This is a genomic window from Enterococcus sp. S22(2020), from assembly GCF_020295385.1.
Taxonomy (GTDB): domain Bacteria; phylum Bacillota; class Bacilli; order Lactobacillales; family Enterococcaceae; genus Enterococcus_L; species Enterococcus_L dunnyi.
Genome location: NZ_JACFUD010000004.1, coordinates 412,488 through 427,813, shown reverse-complemented (window position 1 = coordinate 427,813; position 15,326 = coordinate 412,488). Strand labels below are relative to the sequence as shown.

Annotated in this window: 16 protein-coding genes; 4 read left to right on the top strand and 12 right to left on the bottom strand. The window is 37.7% G+C overall.

What is annotated here, in order from left to right:
• Window positions 1-2 precede the first annotated feature (2 nt).
• Window positions 3-479 (top strand): threonine/serine exporter family protein, encoded by a 477-nt coding sequence (locus H3T55_RS10560; RefSeq protein ID WP_087641434.1) that lies wholly within the window; start codon window positions 3-5, stop codon window positions 477-479.
• Window positions 480-558: 79 nt separating this feature from the next.
• Window positions 559-987: a GNAT family N-acetyltransferase gene (locus H3T55_RS10555; protein ID WP_225534433.1), complete on the top strand. Its 429-nt coding sequence runs from the start codon at window positions 559-561 to the stop codon at window positions 985-987.
• An 86-nt stretch (window positions 988-1,073) separates the two neighbouring features.
• On the opposite strand, the gene H3T55_RS10550 is transcribed toward H3T55_RS10555, so the two are convergent.
• From H3T55_RS10550 to yycF, 7 genes are all read right to left on the bottom strand, one after another.
• A complete protein-coding gene (locus H3T55_RS10550; protein ID WP_225534432.1) occupies window positions 1,074-1,922 on the bottom strand; it encodes a TIGR03943 family putative permease subunit in 849 nt (282 codons plus the stop codon).
• 850 nt (window positions 1,923-2,772) lie between these two features.
• Window positions 2,773-3,681 carry a permease gene (locus H3T55_RS10545; RefSeq protein WP_087641431.1) on the bottom strand — a complete coding sequence of 303 codons (909 nt, stop codon included), beginning with the start codon at window positions 3,679-3,681 and terminating at the stop codon, window positions 2,773-2,775.
• A 199-nt stretch (window positions 3,682-3,880) separates the two neighbouring features.
• Window positions 3,881-4,687 carry an MBL fold metallo-hydrolase gene (locus H3T55_RS10540; RefSeq protein ID WP_225534431.1) on the bottom strand — a complete coding sequence of 269 codons (807 nt, stop codon included), beginning with the start codon at window positions 4,685-4,687 and terminating at the stop codon, window positions 3,881-3,883.
• Window positions 4,688-4,741: 54 nt separating this feature from the next.
• On the bottom strand, window positions 4,742-5,623 hold the full coding sequence (locus H3T55_RS10535; RefSeq protein WP_087641429.1) for a two-component system regulatory protein YycI: 882 nt from the start codon (window positions 5,621-5,623) through the stop codon (window positions 4,742-4,744).
• Window positions 5,623-6,933: a YycH family regulatory protein gene (locus H3T55_RS10530; RefSeq protein WP_225534430.1), complete on the bottom strand. Its 1,311-nt coding sequence runs from the start codon at window positions 6,931-6,933 to the stop codon at window positions 5,623-5,625. Before H3T55_RS10530 ends, H3T55_RS10535 begins: the two co-directional genes overlap by 1 nt.
• Window positions 6,930-8,753, bottom strand: a complete 1,824-nt coding sequence (walK, locus tag H3T55_RS10525) for a cell wall metabolism sensor histidine kinase WalK (protein ID WP_087641427.1) — start codon at window positions 8,751-8,753, stop codon at window positions 6,930-6,932. Before walK ends, H3T55_RS10530 begins: the two co-directional genes overlap by 4 nt.
• A gap of 6 nt (window positions 8,754-8,759) precedes the next feature.
• Window positions 8,760-9,464 (bottom strand): response regulator YycF, encoded by a 705-nt coding sequence (gene yycF / locus H3T55_RS10520; RefSeq protein WP_087641426.1) that lies wholly within the window; start codon window positions 9,462-9,464, stop codon window positions 8,760-8,762.
• 185 nt (window positions 9,465-9,649) lie between these two features.
• Here yycF and H3T55_RS10515 point away from each other — a divergent pair, with 185 nt between their 5' ends.
• Window positions 9,650-10,609 (top strand): S66 peptidase family protein, encoded by a 960-nt coding sequence (locus tag H3T55_RS10515; protein WP_225534429.1) that lies wholly within the window; start codon window positions 9,650-9,652, stop codon window positions 10,607-10,609.
• 52 nt (window positions 10,610-10,661) lie between these two features.
• Here H3T55_RS10515 and H3T55_RS10510 read toward each other — a convergent pair whose 3' ends face one another.
• A complete protein-coding gene (locus H3T55_RS10510) occupies window positions 10,662-11,036 on the bottom strand; it encodes a MerR family transcriptional regulator (RefSeq protein ID WP_225534428.1) in 375 nt (124 codons plus the stop codon).
• 86 nt (window positions 11,037-11,122) lie between these two features.
• Here H3T55_RS10510 and H3T55_RS10505 point away from each other — a divergent pair, with 86 nt between their 5' ends.
• The gene (locus tag H3T55_RS10505) at window positions 11,123-11,890 is read left to right on the top strand and encodes an SDR family NAD(P)-dependent oxidoreductase (protein ID WP_225534427.1); all 768 of its coding nucleotides are present in this window, start codon (window positions 11,123-11,125) and stop codon (window positions 11,888-11,890) included.
• Between the two features lie 45 nt (window positions 11,891-11,935).
• Here H3T55_RS10505 and H3T55_RS10500 read toward each other — a convergent pair whose 3' ends face one another.
• The 4 genes from H3T55_RS10500 to H3T55_RS10485 all read right to left on the bottom strand — a co-directional run bounded on the left by H3T55_RS10500 (window position 11,936) and on the right by H3T55_RS10485 (window position 15,272).
• Window positions 11,936-12,601 carry an MIP family channel protein gene (locus H3T55_RS10500; RefSeq protein ID WP_225534426.1) on the bottom strand — a complete coding sequence of 222 codons (666 nt, stop codon included), beginning with the start codon at window positions 12,599-12,601 and terminating at the stop codon, window positions 11,936-11,938.
• A gap of 197 nt (window positions 12,602-12,798) precedes the next feature.
• Entirely contained in the window at window positions 12,799-13,656 is an 858-nt protein-coding gene (locus tag H3T55_RS10495; RefSeq protein ID WP_225534425.1) for a DegV family protein, read from the bottom strand.
• Entirely contained in the window at window positions 13,649-14,218 is a 570-nt protein-coding gene (locus H3T55_RS10490; RefSeq protein ID WP_087641421.1) for a DUF1836 domain-containing protein, read from the bottom strand. The genes H3T55_RS10495 and H3T55_RS10490 overlap by 8 nt, the downstream gene beginning before the upstream one ends.
• A gap of 424 nt (window positions 14,219-14,642) precedes the next feature.
• A complete protein-coding gene (locus tag H3T55_RS10485; RefSeq protein ID WP_225534424.1) occupies window positions 14,643-15,272 on the bottom strand; it encodes a MarR family winged helix-turn-helix transcriptional regulator in 630 nt (209 codons plus the stop codon).
• Window positions 15,273-15,326: the final 54 nt, after the last annotated feature.

The following is a 15,326-nucleotide window of genomic DNA, read 5'->3' as shown; positions in this document are numbered from 1 at the left end:
TTATGATTACTATACTTATTCAATTTTCTTTTAGTTTTTTAGCTTCTAGTGCTTATGCGATCATCACCAATGTTCCCAGACGTTCTTTGATCGCTTGCGGTCTATCAGGTGCAGCTGGTTGGATGGTGTACTGGGTAGCGATACAACTGGGTGCTAATGCCGCTTTGGGTTCTTTATTAGGCGCTTTAAGTGTGGCCGCTGTCAGCTTTATCTGTTCACGTACACTGAAATTACCAGTAACGATCTTTAATATTCCAGGCATGGTGCCTCTAGTTCCCGGAGGTCTAGCCTACCAAGCTGTTCGTAACTTAGTGATCGGTAATTATCAAATAGCGATCGATGCTGCCGTACAAGCAATTATGATTGCTGGAGCGATTGCTTTAGGTCTTGTCTTGTCGGAGGTCCTGAACCACAATATACGTAATTTTAGAGAAAAACGAGAAATACTAAGCTTGATTCGTAAAAAAGAGGAAAAATAATTAAATGATTTGAGAGGTGGATCGATGAGTGTTTAACTAATTCTTTCAGCTATTTATAATTAGAAAGGATAACAAAGAGATGATCAAAAAAGTTGAAAAGCTGACCTCAAAAGAACTAGAAGAAATCTTAGAAATTTGGTTAACTGTCAATATTGAGGCGCATTTTTTTATTCCGAAAAACTATTGGCTTGAGCATTTAGAATCTGTGAAAGAGCAATTACCTCTGGCCGATCTTTATCTTGCGATCGAAAATGATACGATCGTCGGATTCTTGGGATTGAGTAACACATATATTGCTGGTATTTTCGTTTTAAGTGCATACCAAAATCAAAAAATTGGAGAGTCTTTACTGAACGAAGTAAAATCAGTGAATAATCAATTGAGCCTTTCAGTTTATCAAAAAAATCAAAAAGCATTGACCTTTTATCTTAAGCATGATTTCCAAATTATCGATAAACAAATAGATGCGAATGATGAATTAGAGTATCAGCTTATTTGGGAAAAGTAATCAATAACTAAAAATGTCCGAAACTAAACCAAAAAAAGGTTTTGTTTCGGACATTTTTTATAAACGATAAGCACTCATCAGATTTTTTAAAAGGACCGATAGACGTATTGATTTTTTGGTTCCTGAATTTCTTTTACTTTTCCTACTTCAACCACAGGAATTTCTCGTTTAAAAGGTGCATAGTATTCTGAATGAATGGTTCCAGTCAATTTTACCCACTCATTATTTTTAAAAGCTTGATCGCTCGGCATATGGGTCAATAAACCAAACACACCTGAATCTGCAACGCAGTGAATGATCCCAAATCGAAAAACAAAAATATCTTCCTGCTCTTTTTGTGCAGAATTGAATATAAAGCCTTCATAGGTGATCGTTTTTCCAACAAATTCGCTAGGGTAAGTATAGATCAGTTCCATTATTTCTAAATAATTTTCTTCTGAAACATTGACTTGATCATCTTTGATATACTTCGATAATGCTTGTTTCATTTGAGCTTCATAATCAGTTTTATCAAAATAGATGCTCGTATCAGGTTTTAAATACTGCGTTTCTACATCGGGATCTCCAACTGATTCCTTACTCAAAGGAAAATTGAAGCCCTTTGCCTCAACGATCGATGTATCCAAGCTAACGGTGGGAAACAAAAAACCGACAACTAAAGGTAAAACTAAAAGTACATAAGCTAGCGCACGTTGATAAGGTTTATCAAGTCCGTGATCATGCTCTTCGTGACTATGACTATGATCATGTTCAGCTTTTTGTCCATCTTCTTTATTCCATAAAATCAACTGAACAATTGCCAACACGAATGAAAGGACCATAGATAAAACAGCCAAATAACGATAATGAACATTTATATATTGATTTAATCTACCTGAAACTTGCAAATACATCATCAAGGTACTATAACCGACGAGTATTAAAAAACGAATCATGTATATTCCTCCTTAAAATAAAAGCGGAATGAGCCCGTTTAGGCTCAACTAGAAAATAGGAAAACATGACTGAGGTGCTTTTGGCCTCATTCAGGTTTTATCTTTTTCTCGAGAGACTGGCTCATGCAGCTGGATAAAGTAAAAGCGGAATGAGCCCGCTTAGGCTCGACTAGAAAATAGGAAAACATGACTGAGACGCTTTTGGTCTCATTCAGGTTTTATCTTTTTCTCGAGAGACTGGCTCATGCAGCTGGATAAAGTAAAAGCGGAATGAGCCCGCTTAGGCTCGACTAGAAAATAGGAAAACATGACTGAGACGCTTTTGGTCTCATTCAGGTTTTATCTTTTTCTCGAGAGACTGGCTCATGCAGCTGGATAACATAAATGAACAACACTTTCTTACGAAAGTCTTGTACTGTTCAACATCAGTTCATTTCATTCACTGTGTTTCTCAGCAAAAGCGGAATGAGCCCGCTTAGGCTCGACTACAAAATAGAAAAACATGACTGAGGCGCTTTTGGTCTCATTCAGGTTTTATCTTTTTCTCGAGAGACTGGCTCATGTAGCTGGATAAAGTAAAAGCAGAGCAAACCGCTTAATCCTGTAGAAAATCAGGAAATTGACATTGTGACGCTCTTTGTCACACTGGCAGTTTATCTATTTTCCTAAGGATTGGTTTGTATAGCTGGATAACATAAATGAACAACACTTTCTTACGAAAGTCTTGTACTGTTCATCATCAACTCAAATCCTTTCGTTGTGATTCTCAGCAAAAGCAGAACAAATCCATTGAAACAGATTTTACTACCCTGAATAAATCTCTTCTACGCTCAGTCAAAAACCGCCGCATTTACCCAGGAATTGCTAAAGCGTAAATAGTAACAACTACTGTCACAATGCCCACAAATTTCATCATAAACGATGTTTTGAAGTAGCGCTTCATCATTAATAAATTTTTGATATCGACCATTGGTCCAAAGACTAAGAAACCGACGATTGGTCCATTGCCGAATAAACTCAACAAAGATGAGCCGATAAAGGCATCTGCTTCAGAGCACAGAGAAAGTGTTGCAGCTAATACAAGCATGACTAAAATAGCTAAGATTTTTGTATGCCCTAATTGTAAAATAGCACCCGTTGGCAAATAGGTTTGCATCGCAGCAGCTAAAAGAGAACCAAAAATCAAATAGCGGCCTGTATCAAAAAATTCATCGATCCCATGCGTCAAGACTGACCAGCATTTATTCAAAAATTTTATATTCTCAGTCTCTTCCTCTTCACCGTGTTCACATGAAAATGAACTAATTTCCTGTTTTAAAATAGATTCTTTATTCACATAAGCTAACCAAAACCCGATAACTAAAGCAACCAGCATACTCCCTAAAACACGCCAAAGAACAAACTTCATCGAATTTCCAAAGGCAATATAGGTTGAAAACAATACGATCGGGTTGATGATCGGAGCTGTTATCATAAAGGCAAATGCGGTATATGTCGGTACTTCTTTTTTTACAAACTGATGGACGATCGGCACAATGCCGCATTCACATGAAGGAAAAAAGAACCCTAAAAAACTACCGACCAAAATCGATAATATTTTATTTTTCGGCAACAATTTTTTCACTCGCTCTGGTGTCAAAAACACATGCAATGCACCAGAAATCACACATCCTAACATAACAAACGGCAATGCTTCTATCACGATCGATAAAAAAATCGTCCCCATTTGTAAAACAGAATGCGGCAAAAATTCAAACATACAATTCCTCCTACTGCGACAAAAATAACCCGAACCAAAACATCTCATTTTTCATTCGTCCAAAATATAGTTAACTATACTGCACATTATCTAAAAAAACAAGTCAGAAAAAAATTTGATCCATCTCTAAAAACTAAATATAAAAAGAGACTGAGAAAAAACTAAAAATCAGTTTTTTCTCAGCCTCCCTCAATGTAAATCAAAGGGGAAATAACTCAGAAGCCGTTTCAGGATCTGTGTCATAAACATTAAAATCAAAATTAACGCCTAAGCCTTTTTCTGCTAAAATCGATTCCATCGCCATTCTAGCATGCTCTTTTGTATTATTTTCTTTGCTCAAATGCCCTAGATAGATACGTTTGGTCCGATCACCGATCACCTCAGCCATTGTCAAAGCGCCGTCATCATTAGATAAATGTCCTTTATCTCCTAAAATCCGTTGTTTTAGGCTCCAAGGATACGGACCCATTCGTAAGATTTCCAGCTCATGATTGCTTTCGATCAAATAGGCATCTGCATCTTTGATCGTCCCGCGAACATGATCGCTACAATAGCCCGTATCCGTCAGCATCACAAATGAACGATTATCTTTATAGAACCGATAAAACTGAGGCGCTGCTGCATCATGAGAAACACCAAAGCTTTCAATGTCCATATCGCCAAAGGTCAACACTTTTCCCATATCAAAGATATGTTTTTGCTCCGTTGCAACATTGCCGATCATAGGATCCATCGCCGCCCAGGTCTTCTCATTCGCGTAAACATCTAATTTATACTTTCTAGCAAGAACACCGACACCATGAATATGATCACGATGCTCATGTGTGACCAAAATTGCATCCAAATCTTCTGGTTTACGGTCAACTTCCGCTAATAATGATGTGATTTTCTTTCCGCTTAATCCAGCATCCACAAGTAGCTTTTTGTTTTCTGTTTCGATAAAAAGGGAATTACCTGTACTGCCGCTGGCAAGAATGCTGATGTTAAAAGCTGTTTCTTGACTCATCTTTTCTCTTCGCTTCCCTTCTTTAGTCTACAGCTACTTATTATACAACCATCACTACTGATTTTCCACCTTTGGAACCGTATTATTTGTAATGATCGTATTACTCATGGCATTGACTTGTTCAATTTGCAAGTTACTTCCCTTCGCTTTGATTCCAACGAACCAAACAGGCACATAAACGTTTTTTTCACGAATTTTATAAATTCTTGTATATGCTAATTCCATGAACGTGATTTTTGAACTGCTTGGAATCTTATTGTTGATATACAACGTTTCGATCGCATCCCGATCAGAAAACAAATCCATTTTATCCCGTAATTCTTCTATTCCTTGGATATGCGTCTGTGTATATTTATTGATTTTGTGAATGCCGTCAGACTCGCCTGTATTTTCTAATTTCAATGAAATTTGGGCGGTATCATCTTTAAAGGGAATATTTTTATAGACTTGAGACGCAACCAACTCTGGAAAATCTCCTTCCAAATTGGAAAAATCAGGCATATAATGGTACTCCGTACCAAATAAAACACTATCTTGATCTTTTAAAAACGTCTCTAAAGACTTCTCGATATTTTTCTCATCAATGAAATAACTGGTTTGCGTATAATTCATTTGAGGATATACAGTGATTGAATTATCGATCAACTCTACTCCGTTTTTAAAAAAATTTCGATCTCTCGTTTCCCGTTCATTTTGAATCGCATCATAAAAGTTGGTTTGTTCACCACTTAGATAATAGCCTTCTTTTTTCTCACCTGTCAGTTTTTCTTTGTAGGTGATATCATCTTTAGCTAATCGTTTCTCGATACTATCCGTTTGATCAGAAAAGGATACATTGTTTTCTTCTTTTATTCCTTCTTGATAAATGCCAAAAAGAAACATATTCAATCCTAAAAAGGCTAGGAAAAAAATCCACTCGATTCGTTTAAAGTCCATTATTCCACCTCCGCATTCGCTAAGTGTTCCAATAGCTCAGGCACAGAGGACCACTGACCATCATAACGGATATACCACTCAGGAGTTAAGTCAACGACTTGAGTGACTTCTTCGATCTTATGCCAAGTATAGCCGATCACCATCGAGTCGATTTTTTCTGGATCAGCGCCATTCAACGTTAGCTGCTCAAGCAAGCTTTCTGTACTTTGCAATTGAACTTCTTCTTCTGAAGGAATAGGAACTTGAATAGTATCAACACTTGTCTCGATCACCACACTACTTTTTTCAGCCTTATCGTTGCCAATAGTGATATGCACCTGTCCTTTATCATTTTCACTAAACACTGGGAAGCCTTCGACAAACGTTCGGTAATTGATTTCGGATTTTGTACGGTCAAAATAACGTAAATTCCCCATACTCGTTCCCAATTTTTTGATGTAGGAAAAACTGTCAGAAAATATGTTATCTTGAGCTGTTCTATTCTCGATATCTCCACTAAAATGAATCGTTCCAAGCTTTTCATCTGCAATCAAACGCTCATTACGGCTAGCATAGGATAAATCCTGACTGTCTTCGTTCGTTTGGATATCTTCCGTGTTTGTGAAAAAAGCATTTCTGAATTTAGTTACAGGCTGTGAAGCTAAAATATAACTATATTTTTTCATCTTCAAATCATCAGACAAATAATAGTGCTTTTGTGAAAGAGACTGTTGTTCAGAGATCGGATTATATTGAACGCCAACCTTGTTCATCAAATTCAAGACTTTTTCATTATCCATAGAAATCGGTGTTTCATAAATATCATTTGAGCTAAAATTTAGAAAGCGCAGTTTATTTTGCTTTAAATTGACCTGTATACAGGTGAAATGAATATCATCACTATCTGCGATATCTTCTAAATCGATACTCAAATCATAGACAGACATATATTCACTTAGCAAAAACGGCCCTTCATACAAGAGTTCAAACCCTTGATCCATCGTCAGATAATTCTCAAACTGACTCGCATCATCTTTAACGACCTGAGTCAGCTTACCAAAGGTTGCTTGTCTGATTTCATTTTGAATATTGGTGATCAGGTTCTCACTATTATTCATTTCAGACACACCATTTTGCATTCGGATCAGGCGCAATGGTAAAAAGACATCTGTATCAAGACGTTCATTGACTACTGCAGTTGCAAGTTGCTGATCATTTTTGATGGGCTGTTCTTTTTTTGCAGAGCTGAGCCAAATACTAAATGAAAAATATAGACTAAGCAGCACTAAAAAGATCAAGCCGATTCGAATGATTCTTTCTGTTGTTTTCATTCCCACCAATCCTCCTCATAAGGTTCATAAGGCAAGGATATATAAAAGGTTGAGCCTTGACCTTCCTGACTTTCTACCCAAATTGCACCATTATGGGCCTTGACCACTTCTCTCGAAATAGCCAAACCGAGCCCCGTTCCACCCTGTGCTCTAGCACGAGCTTTATCAACACGATAGAAACGATCAAAGACTTTATTGATATCCTTTTTAGGAATGCCCAAGCCCTGATCCGTTACACTAAATACAACATTGTTGTGTGTTTCAAGCAAGCGGCAGGTGATCGCTCCGCCATCTGGAGAGTATTTAATCGCGTTGTTTAGAATATTATCCAGCACTTGGATGATTTTATCCGTGTCTAGCTCTACCCATAGATCACGTTTTGTAAATTCACGATGGATCGTATATTTTTTTTCATTAGATTCCACCATCATATCAAAGCGATCTAAAACAAAATTGATCAACTCATTGAAATTGACGTATTCCAGCTGTAATTCATTATTGCCCGAGTCCATCCGTGAAAGATTCAAGAGGTCATTGATCATTCGAATCATTCGATCGGTTTCTTCCAAAGTCACATTTAAGAAGTTTGGTGCGATTTCCGGATTCTCCCAAGCACCTTCACTTAACGCTTCGATATAACTGCGCATACTTGTCAACGGCGTTCTAAGTTCATGAGAAACGTTGGATACAAATTCACGACGCTCCCGCTCATTTTTCTCCTGCTCTGTCACGTCATGAAGCACACAAACCAAGCCCGTAATAAACCCTGATTCACGGCGGATCATCGCAAAATCGACACGAATGATCATTTGGTCTTCAGGTGAAGTCGAACGATCGATCAAGATTTCTTCTGGTTCTTCTAATAATTTACGTAACGTATAGTCTGTTTCAATATCTAATAATTCTAGCAATGATGAACCGATCACATCTTCATCTTTTACATTTAATAGAGACAGCGCCATTTCATTGATCGTGATTACTTTTCCTCGTCGATCAGTCGCAATGACACCATCTGTCATATGAGCAAGCACACTATCTAGACGATTTCGTTCTGCTTCCATCGTTTCTTGCGCTTCTTCGATTCTTTCGGATAATTGATTGAAGGTTTCCGCCAACTGTCCAAGCTCATCTTTCCCATAGACTTGGACTTTCCCCGTATAGTCTCCTTTAGCGATCCGCAGAGCCTGTTCTCTCATTTCACCGATCGGCTGTGTAATCGAACGAGCAATCAATAGAGTGACGATGATCGAAATAGCCCCCGCAATCAAAGAGGCCGTAAAGAAGATTCTTGCGGTATCCGTGATCTCCTGATATTTCCCTTCTATATTACTTTTAACATAAAGAACCCCGATGACTGTATCGCCAGTCGGGGATTGAATAGGCACAACGTTGATGTATACGCGTTTATCCTGATCCATTGCTGAATATTTCTTTGCACTAAAATCATTCAAATCACGGTAATCATTTTTCTTGCCGACGATGCCTTGACGATTCAGGTCACTTGTCGCACGAACGATTCCTTTATCGTCAACAACTCGCGCTTCAATTGTTTCAGAACCAGCAAAATCATTGAGCGTTTTCTTCAAATTCGCATCGATTTCTGTTCGGTCTTGATTTTTTTCACCTAATTTGCTGCTGATCGTGCTAGCGAGCTGTGTTGTTTGGGAATCAACATTTTGTTTATAGTCATTGATTGTGGTCGACTCTAATTCTCGGATAAAATAGCCGCCAATGATTTGGATCGCAATCAATAACAAAAGGATAAACGATAAGGCGATCTTAAAGTTTACCGATTGAAAAAAGTGAACTTTTTTCCTCATAGATCACTACTCCTGTTCAGGGTTACGAAGGTAATAACCAACACCACGGCGTGTCACTAAATAGGTTGGATGACTTGGACTATCTTCGATTTTCTCTCTTAAACGACGAACGGTTACGTCAACTGTTCGAACATCACCAAAGTAATCATAGCCCCAAACGGTTTGTAGCAAATGCTCTCTAGTCATGACTTGGCCGATATGTTTGGCTAAATAATAAAGCAGTTCAAATTCACGGTGAGTCAGCTCGATCTTACCGCCTCTTTTTGACACCATATAGGCATCTGGATGAATCGTTAAATCACCGATCATCAATTCCGACTGCGTTGTCGTTTCAGCTTCTTTTGCGCTCGTTGCTCCTCGACGCAAGTTTGCTTTTACTCTCGCAACAAGTTCACGATTTGAGAATGGTTTTGTGACGTAATCATCAGCACCTAACTCAAGGCCTAAAACTTTATCGATCTCAGAGTCTTTTGCCGTCACCATAATAATTGGCATATCGTATGTTTTACGAACTTCTCTAGCAACTTCCAGCCCGTCCATTTTTGGCAGCATCAAATCAAGGATTATCAAGTCAGGCTCTACTTCTTTGACTTTCTCTACTGCTTCTTCTCCATCATATGCTGTAAAAACTTCATAGCCTTCTTTGGTAAGATTATACTTTACAATATCTGAAATTGGTTTTTCATCATCTACAACTAAGATTTTTTTCATCTAAGAGGCACCTCTTTTTCATTTGTCTTTTTATTAATCAAATACATTTTCTCTTATTATACCTTATTTTGTCCACTGTTTCATCTCTAGCTCATAAGGCGCTATTTTTTAAGACTCAGATATTGCTAAAATAATGAAAGAATGACTATAATAAAGAATAAGTTTTTTTAAAGGAAGCGATCAAAATGAAACCACCTAGATTAAAAAAAGGGGATCAGATTCGTGTTGTTGCCCCCTCCAGCAGCTTTGCCCGTTTAAATGATTTCGGGATCAACCTAGCAGAAAAGAAATTGACCGAATTAGGCTTTATTGTCACATATGCTGAGCATACGAATGAAGAAGATGTCCTAGGCTCTTCCTCTATTTTGAGCCGTGTCAAAGATTTACATGAAGCCTTTTTAGATCCTGAGGTGAAAGGTATTTTAACGGCGATCGGCGGTTTTAACAGCAATGAGCTTTTACCTTATATCGACTTTGAATTGATTAAACGCCACCCAAAAGTGCTTTGCGGTTATAGCGACATTACTGCCTTATGTAATGCGATCACGACGAAGACTGGTCTTTTGACCTATGTTGGTCCTCATTTTTCTAGTTTCCAAATGGATGAGCTGCAAGACTATCAGACAAAAAATTTTGAATTAGCAACCATGAAAGAAGAAGCTTTTGACGTTCGTGCATCGAAATCTTGGAGTCAAGATGAATGGTATTTGCCTCAGCCTAAAAGAGAGCTGCATAGAAATCAATGGAAGGTTTATAGCCAATCGACACCTGTCACTGGCATCTGTTACGGCGGAAACTTAGGAACGTTTCAACTACTATTCGGTACATCGTTTCTTCCAGAGCTTGAACAATCGATTTTATTTGTAGAAAATGCAGAAGAGAATGATTACCATGACTTTGCGCGTGGTTTAGCCTCTTTGCTTCAAGTAGTAAGACATCCAAAAGCATTATTGATTGGACGTTTCCCAAAGGAAACTGACATGACAGAAGAACGTCTTTTAGCTATCTTAGGTAAGTATCCTTTGTTAAAGGAAATACCAGTGATCTATGATATGAATTTCGGGCATACACAACCAATCTTTACTATCCCGATCGGTGATCGTGTGACCGTTGACACTACAACAAAACAATTGACCTTTTTTTAACAATAAAATCCACTGCCGATTTCTGTTACCGAATGAAATCGACGGTGGATTTTTATTGGTTGTACTTCTCTTCCAGCTCCTCGTATAAAGAAATTTTATCGTCCAGTAAATGTAAATGATTTTGAACTTTTTCATATTCAGCTAGAATCTTTGAGCGATGCTTCAACAATAATTCTTTTCGGGCTGTGATCGTAGCATCACCTATTTTCCTTAATTGGGTATATGTCTTGATTTCCTTCAAAGAAATTCCAGTATTTTTTAGTTTGATGATGAATGTAGCCCATTCAATATCTTCTTTACCATACAGTCGATAATTATGTTCATCTCTAAATGGTTCAATCAATCCTTCTTTTTCATAATAACGTAGTGTATGCTCACTAATGCCGATTTTTTTAGCAAATTCACTGATCGTATAAATATCTAGCACCTCCTTTTAAATTGTTCTTGCATTAGAGTCGTCTCTAAACCCTATACTTTCATTGTACCACCAAAAAAATTTAGGAGGAAAAAAAGATGAACTATGTTGTAATTACAGGAGCAAGCTCTGGTATCGGCTTAGAAGCCGCCAAAGCATTTGCTTCTTTAGGAAAAAATCTAATCTTGGTTGCTCGAAGAAAAACACGTCTCGATCAATTGAAGGCTGACATTCTGGCTGAACATCCTGAGCTGGATATCGTCCTCAAAGTGGTTGACTTATCTCAGCGTAAAGCTGTTTTTAGTCTATACGATCAATTGAAAAAGTATGAGATCGACACATGGATCAATAATGCAGGCTTTGGCTATTATCACTCTGTTTCAAATCAGGATTTAGAAAAGGTCGATCAAATGTTGGCGGTCAATATTGAAGCTTTAACGATTCTTTCTACTCTTTTTGTAACTGATCATGAAAATAAAGAACACGCACAGCTGATCAATATCTCTTCTGCTGGAGGATATAAAAATGTTCCTAATGCAGCTACTTACTGCGCATCAAAATTTTACGTAAGTGCCTTCACTGAGGGGATCGCTTTAGAATTAGAACGAAAAGGAGCCCCGCTTCGAGCCAAAGTCCTCGCTCCTGCTGCGACAGAAACTGAATTTGCTCAAATCGCCAATGACTCGAAAACCTATGACTACTCAAAGGCTTTTTCCATGTATCATACATCCAAAGAAATGGCACAATTTTTATTGACTCTTTATCATAGTCAGGAAGTTGTCGGCGCAGTTGATCGTGATACGTTTCAGTTTCAATTATCAGGTCCATTGTTTGCACATTATCAATCAGGCATGAAAAATATGTAAACAAAAAACAGTCTAACGATATTCGATCGCTAGACTGTTTTTCATTTATGCTTCTGTATCAAGCAAGTACTTAGCAACTAATGCTGCAAGCGCGCCACCAATCAGAGGAGCTACGATAAATACCCAAAGTTGAGATAAAGCATCTCCACCAACAAAGATCGCTGGTCCTAAACTTCTTGCTGGATTCACAGATGTTCCTGTTAATGGAATACCCACTAAATGAATCATTGTTAAAGTCAAACCAATAACGACTCCTGCAAGTTTGGCATTGCCTTTTTTAGCACTTGTAACGGTCATGATCACTAAAACAAAAATAAATGTTAAAATAATTTCTACTAGTAATGCACCGACAGCACTTAGATCACCAAAACCATTTTGACCAAGGCTTGTTGTTTCATATCCTGCTGCATTTAAGATAGACAATAATGTAAATGAAGCAAGGATCGCTCCCACCACTTGCCCTACGATGTAGTAAATGAATTCCATTGAAGAAATTCGTTTATTGACCCACATACCTAATGAAACAGCTGGATTTAAATGTGCACCAGAAACAGTCCCAATACTGTAAGCCGCTGCAATGATCGTTAACCCAAATGCCAAAGCGATTCCAGTTGTACCGATTCCTTCCATACCATTTCCTAAAACGGCAGTTGCGGTACCAAAGAAAACTAAAATGAATGTTCCAAGACATTCTGCAATTGCTTTTTTCATAACTTTTCCTCCCTTAATTATGTTCATTATTACATTATCACAAAAAATGAAATATTTCATGATAGTTTCAATTAAATTTCAAAAAAAGAGTCATGAGTAAAAAGAAATATAATTGATAAACATAATCATAAAAGGAATATAAAAAAAATACCAACATTAGGCACTGCAATACGTGCATAAATGTTGGTATTTTTTAATCAATCTAACAATTGAATACCGATCCCTAAAAGTCCTGGTCCAGTATGAACAACTAAAGCTGGACTGATCGTCCCAAAATAGATTTTTTCAGCTTGTGGAAAATGCGCTTGCAGCTTTTCATAAAACTGTTCTGCTTCTTCCACGGCTTGCCCTTGAGCTACTGCCAGCACAAATTTTTTATGCTCTCCAATAAATGATTTGACCAGCTCAAATGTTTTATCCAAGCTTTTCTTTCTACCGCGTGCTTTCGCAACTGTATGGTAGATTCCTTCTTCATTACAGGAAATAATTGGATTCAGCTTTAAAGCATTTCCAAGAATAGAAGCCACTAAACCGATTCTTCCACCTTTTTGTAAATACTCCAATGTCGCTACGTTGAAGAAAACTTTCGCTTTTTGAACATTTTTTGAGATCGCAGCTATAAGTTCTTCCCATGTTGCTCCAGCATCAATCAATTTTGCGGCTTCGATCGCTTGTAGGCCGCTGCCTATTCCAATATTTTTTGTATCTAAAACGAATGTCTCCAAGCCTTCTATATCTTCGCCGATCAGCCTAACAACATTAAATGTTCCACTTAACCCACTCGAAATAGTGACTGCTAAAACTTTTTCATAGCCATCCGCTTTGATTTGCTCAAAAATTTTTGTAATCGTTTCTCCATCAGGTAATGATGTGCTTGGAATTTCTATTGGTAAACGTTCATAGACTTCTTCTGGCGTGATATCCACTTTGTCCGTATAAATTCGATCTTTATAAATGATTTGTAATGGAATCATATACATGCCGTATTGTTCGATCAGCTCCTGCGGTACATCTGTCCCTGAATCAACTAATAAAGCGATTTTCTCTTTATTCATAGGTTTGTTCTCCATTTTCTTCTAAATATTTTTGTTCTAGTTCAATGACTTTTTCAGTAAATAGTTTCGTTGCAAAGGACAATGTTGCCCCTTTTACAGCTAAATAGTCCACTGTGATCGGCTGATCAAAAGCTGCGATCGGCTGCTTCCCTATCGCTTGAGAAATGACCACGGCCAGTGCCGCTTCTTGCTCATCACAAAAAAGATCATAAGCTTCTCTGATCCCAACTGCCGAACCCTGATAGAGAATCCCTTGTTTTATTTCTGGAATGGTCAAGACCTGTTTTAATAAAGTGATAGCAATCAGAAAAGCTAAATGCTTTTGATTGTAACGTTTTTTCTGGGGCGCTGGAATCAGTCCTAGTTTGACATAATTATTGACCATCGATGAGGTCAGCAATGTGTGTTTTTCTTTCAAAATAATGGGCGATAAATAGCGTTCTACCAACGTGATCACCTGATCCATATACAGATCTATCTCTGGTAATTCATGCCACCTTGGCAAATGAACATCCACTAATTCTTCTCCCCATGTTTGTAAAGAAGATTTTATGTTATTCACATTATTCCTCCTTCTTATTACAAAAACAGTTTAACATTATTTTAAAAAACATTCAATCTAGTTGTCATAACTAGATTGAAAATAATAAAAAAAAGTGACTGAGACAAAACTCTACGAGTCAAATCCCAGTCACCTGTAATCCAGATAAACGGTGAGAGCAGAAGCAATCCCACTACGTTGCACTCCGATCTCATCAAATGCTAAGGGCTAAAGCCCTAAGCTTTGAAGGTCGGAAATAAGCTAGAATTCACAAAAATTTGCAAAACAATTTTCGTGAATTCTTTCTTATTTCTCGGGATTAAACACTTCTGTCTCAACCTCTTCTAATCCTACTAAATAGCGGTCAAAAAATCAGGCTCTTCAGCAATCTCACTATAACCTAAACGCCTTTCATTGCATCCTTCTTCCTGTCTTTTGCTAATTATTAAAAATCGTTAAAGCCGTCGTCTTCTCCATCACGTGTAAAAGGATTGAAACTGAATTTATCTCTTTTTGGAAAGCCGTTTGGATTAAAGTCACCATGAGGATCAAACCGTTCTGCATTTGTTGGATCGACTTTTCCAAAGCCGCCAAGTCCCCGACCAGGACCGCGATGCATATGAGGACCGCCAAATCCTCTTTCCTCTTCTGGAATTTCTGCTTCTAAAGCTCCTAGAAGTTTATCCATAATAATTTTGAAAGATGCTTGTTCTTCCTCTGACAAAACATCAAAAATCGTTTCTTCCTCACTTCGACTATTATCTGCAGCAGTCATCCCTGCTTCTGTAAGACGAATAACCATGACACGTCGGTCACTTTCAAGCGGTTCACGATCGATATAGCCTTTTTTCTCTAATTTTCCTAGCAGCTCACCTAACGATTGAGGACGCATATCTAATAAATAAGACAATTCTTTTTGAGTTGTTTCAGGTTTCAATTTTAACAAATTCAACACACGCCCCTGACCTCTATGAGGGTTACCAAATGGTCCGTGATCTCTCCGACGTTTCATAAAATACCGCTGCATCATTGCTTGTAATCTTAGAAACTCTTCCATCAATGTTTGTTCTTCCATAATTGATTCCTCCATAAAAATAGTTATATATCAGGTACCTGAATTATATTATAA

What these genes read in the sequence shown, in the direction of transcription:
- H3T55_RS10540 (WP_225534431.1), bottom strand. Translation starts at nt 4,687, where the DNA reads ATGAGTCAAGAAACAGCTTTTAACATCAGCATTCTTGCCAGCGGCAGT.
- H3T55_RS10535 (WP_087641429.1), bottom strand. Translation starts at nt 5,623, where the DNA reads ATGGACTTTAAACGAATCGAGTGGATTTTTTTCCTAGCCTTTTTAGGA.
- H3T55_RS10500 (WP_225534426.1), bottom strand. Translation starts at nt 12,601, where the DNA reads ATGAAAAAAGCAATTGCAGAATGTCTTGGAACATTCATTTTAGTTTTC.
- walK (WP_087641427.1), bottom strand. Translation starts at nt 8,753, where the DNA reads ATGAGGAAAAAAGTTCACTTTTTTCAATCGGTAAACTTTAAGATCGCC.
- H3T55_RS10495 (WP_225534425.1), bottom strand. Translation starts at nt 13,656, where the DNA reads ATGAATAAAGAGAAAATCGCTTTATTAGTTGATTCAGGGACAGATGTA.
- H3T55_RS10485 (WP_225534424.1), bottom strand. Translation starts at nt 15,272, where the DNA reads ATGGAAGAACAAACATTGATGGAAGAGTTTCTAAGATTACAAGCAATG.
- yycF (WP_087641426.1), bottom strand. Translation starts at nt 9,464, where the DNA reads ATGAAAAAAATCTTAGTTGTAGATGATGAAAAACCAATTTCAGATATT.
- H3T55_RS10505 (WP_225534427.1), top strand. Translation starts at nt 11,123, where the DNA reads ATGAACTATGTTGTAATTACAGGAGCAAGCTCTGGTATCGGCTTAGAA.
- H3T55_RS10515 (WP_225534429.1), top strand. Translation starts at nt 9,650, where the DNA reads ATGAAACCACCTAGATTAAAAAAAGGGGATCAGATTCGTGTTGTTGCC.
- H3T55_RS10555 (WP_225534433.1), top strand. Translation starts at nt 559, where the DNA reads ATGATCAAAAAAGTTGAAAAGCTGACCTCAAAAGAACTAGAAGAAATC.
- H3T55_RS10560 (WP_087641434.1), top strand. Translation starts at nt 3, where the DNA reads ATGATTACTATACTTATTCAATTTTCTTTTAGTTTTTTAGCTTCTAGT.
- H3T55_RS10545 (WP_087641431.1), bottom strand. Translation starts at nt 3,681, where the DNA reads ATGTTTGAATTTTTGCCGCATTCTGTTTTACAAATGGGGACGATTTTT.
- H3T55_RS10550 (WP_225534432.1), bottom strand. Translation starts at nt 1,922, where the DNA reads ATGATTCGTTTTTTAATACTCGTCGGTTATAGTACCTTGATGATGTAT.
- H3T55_RS10530 (WP_225534430.1), bottom strand. Translation starts at nt 6,933, where the DNA reads ATGAAAACAACAGAAAGAATCATTCGAATCGGCTTGATCTTTTTAGTG.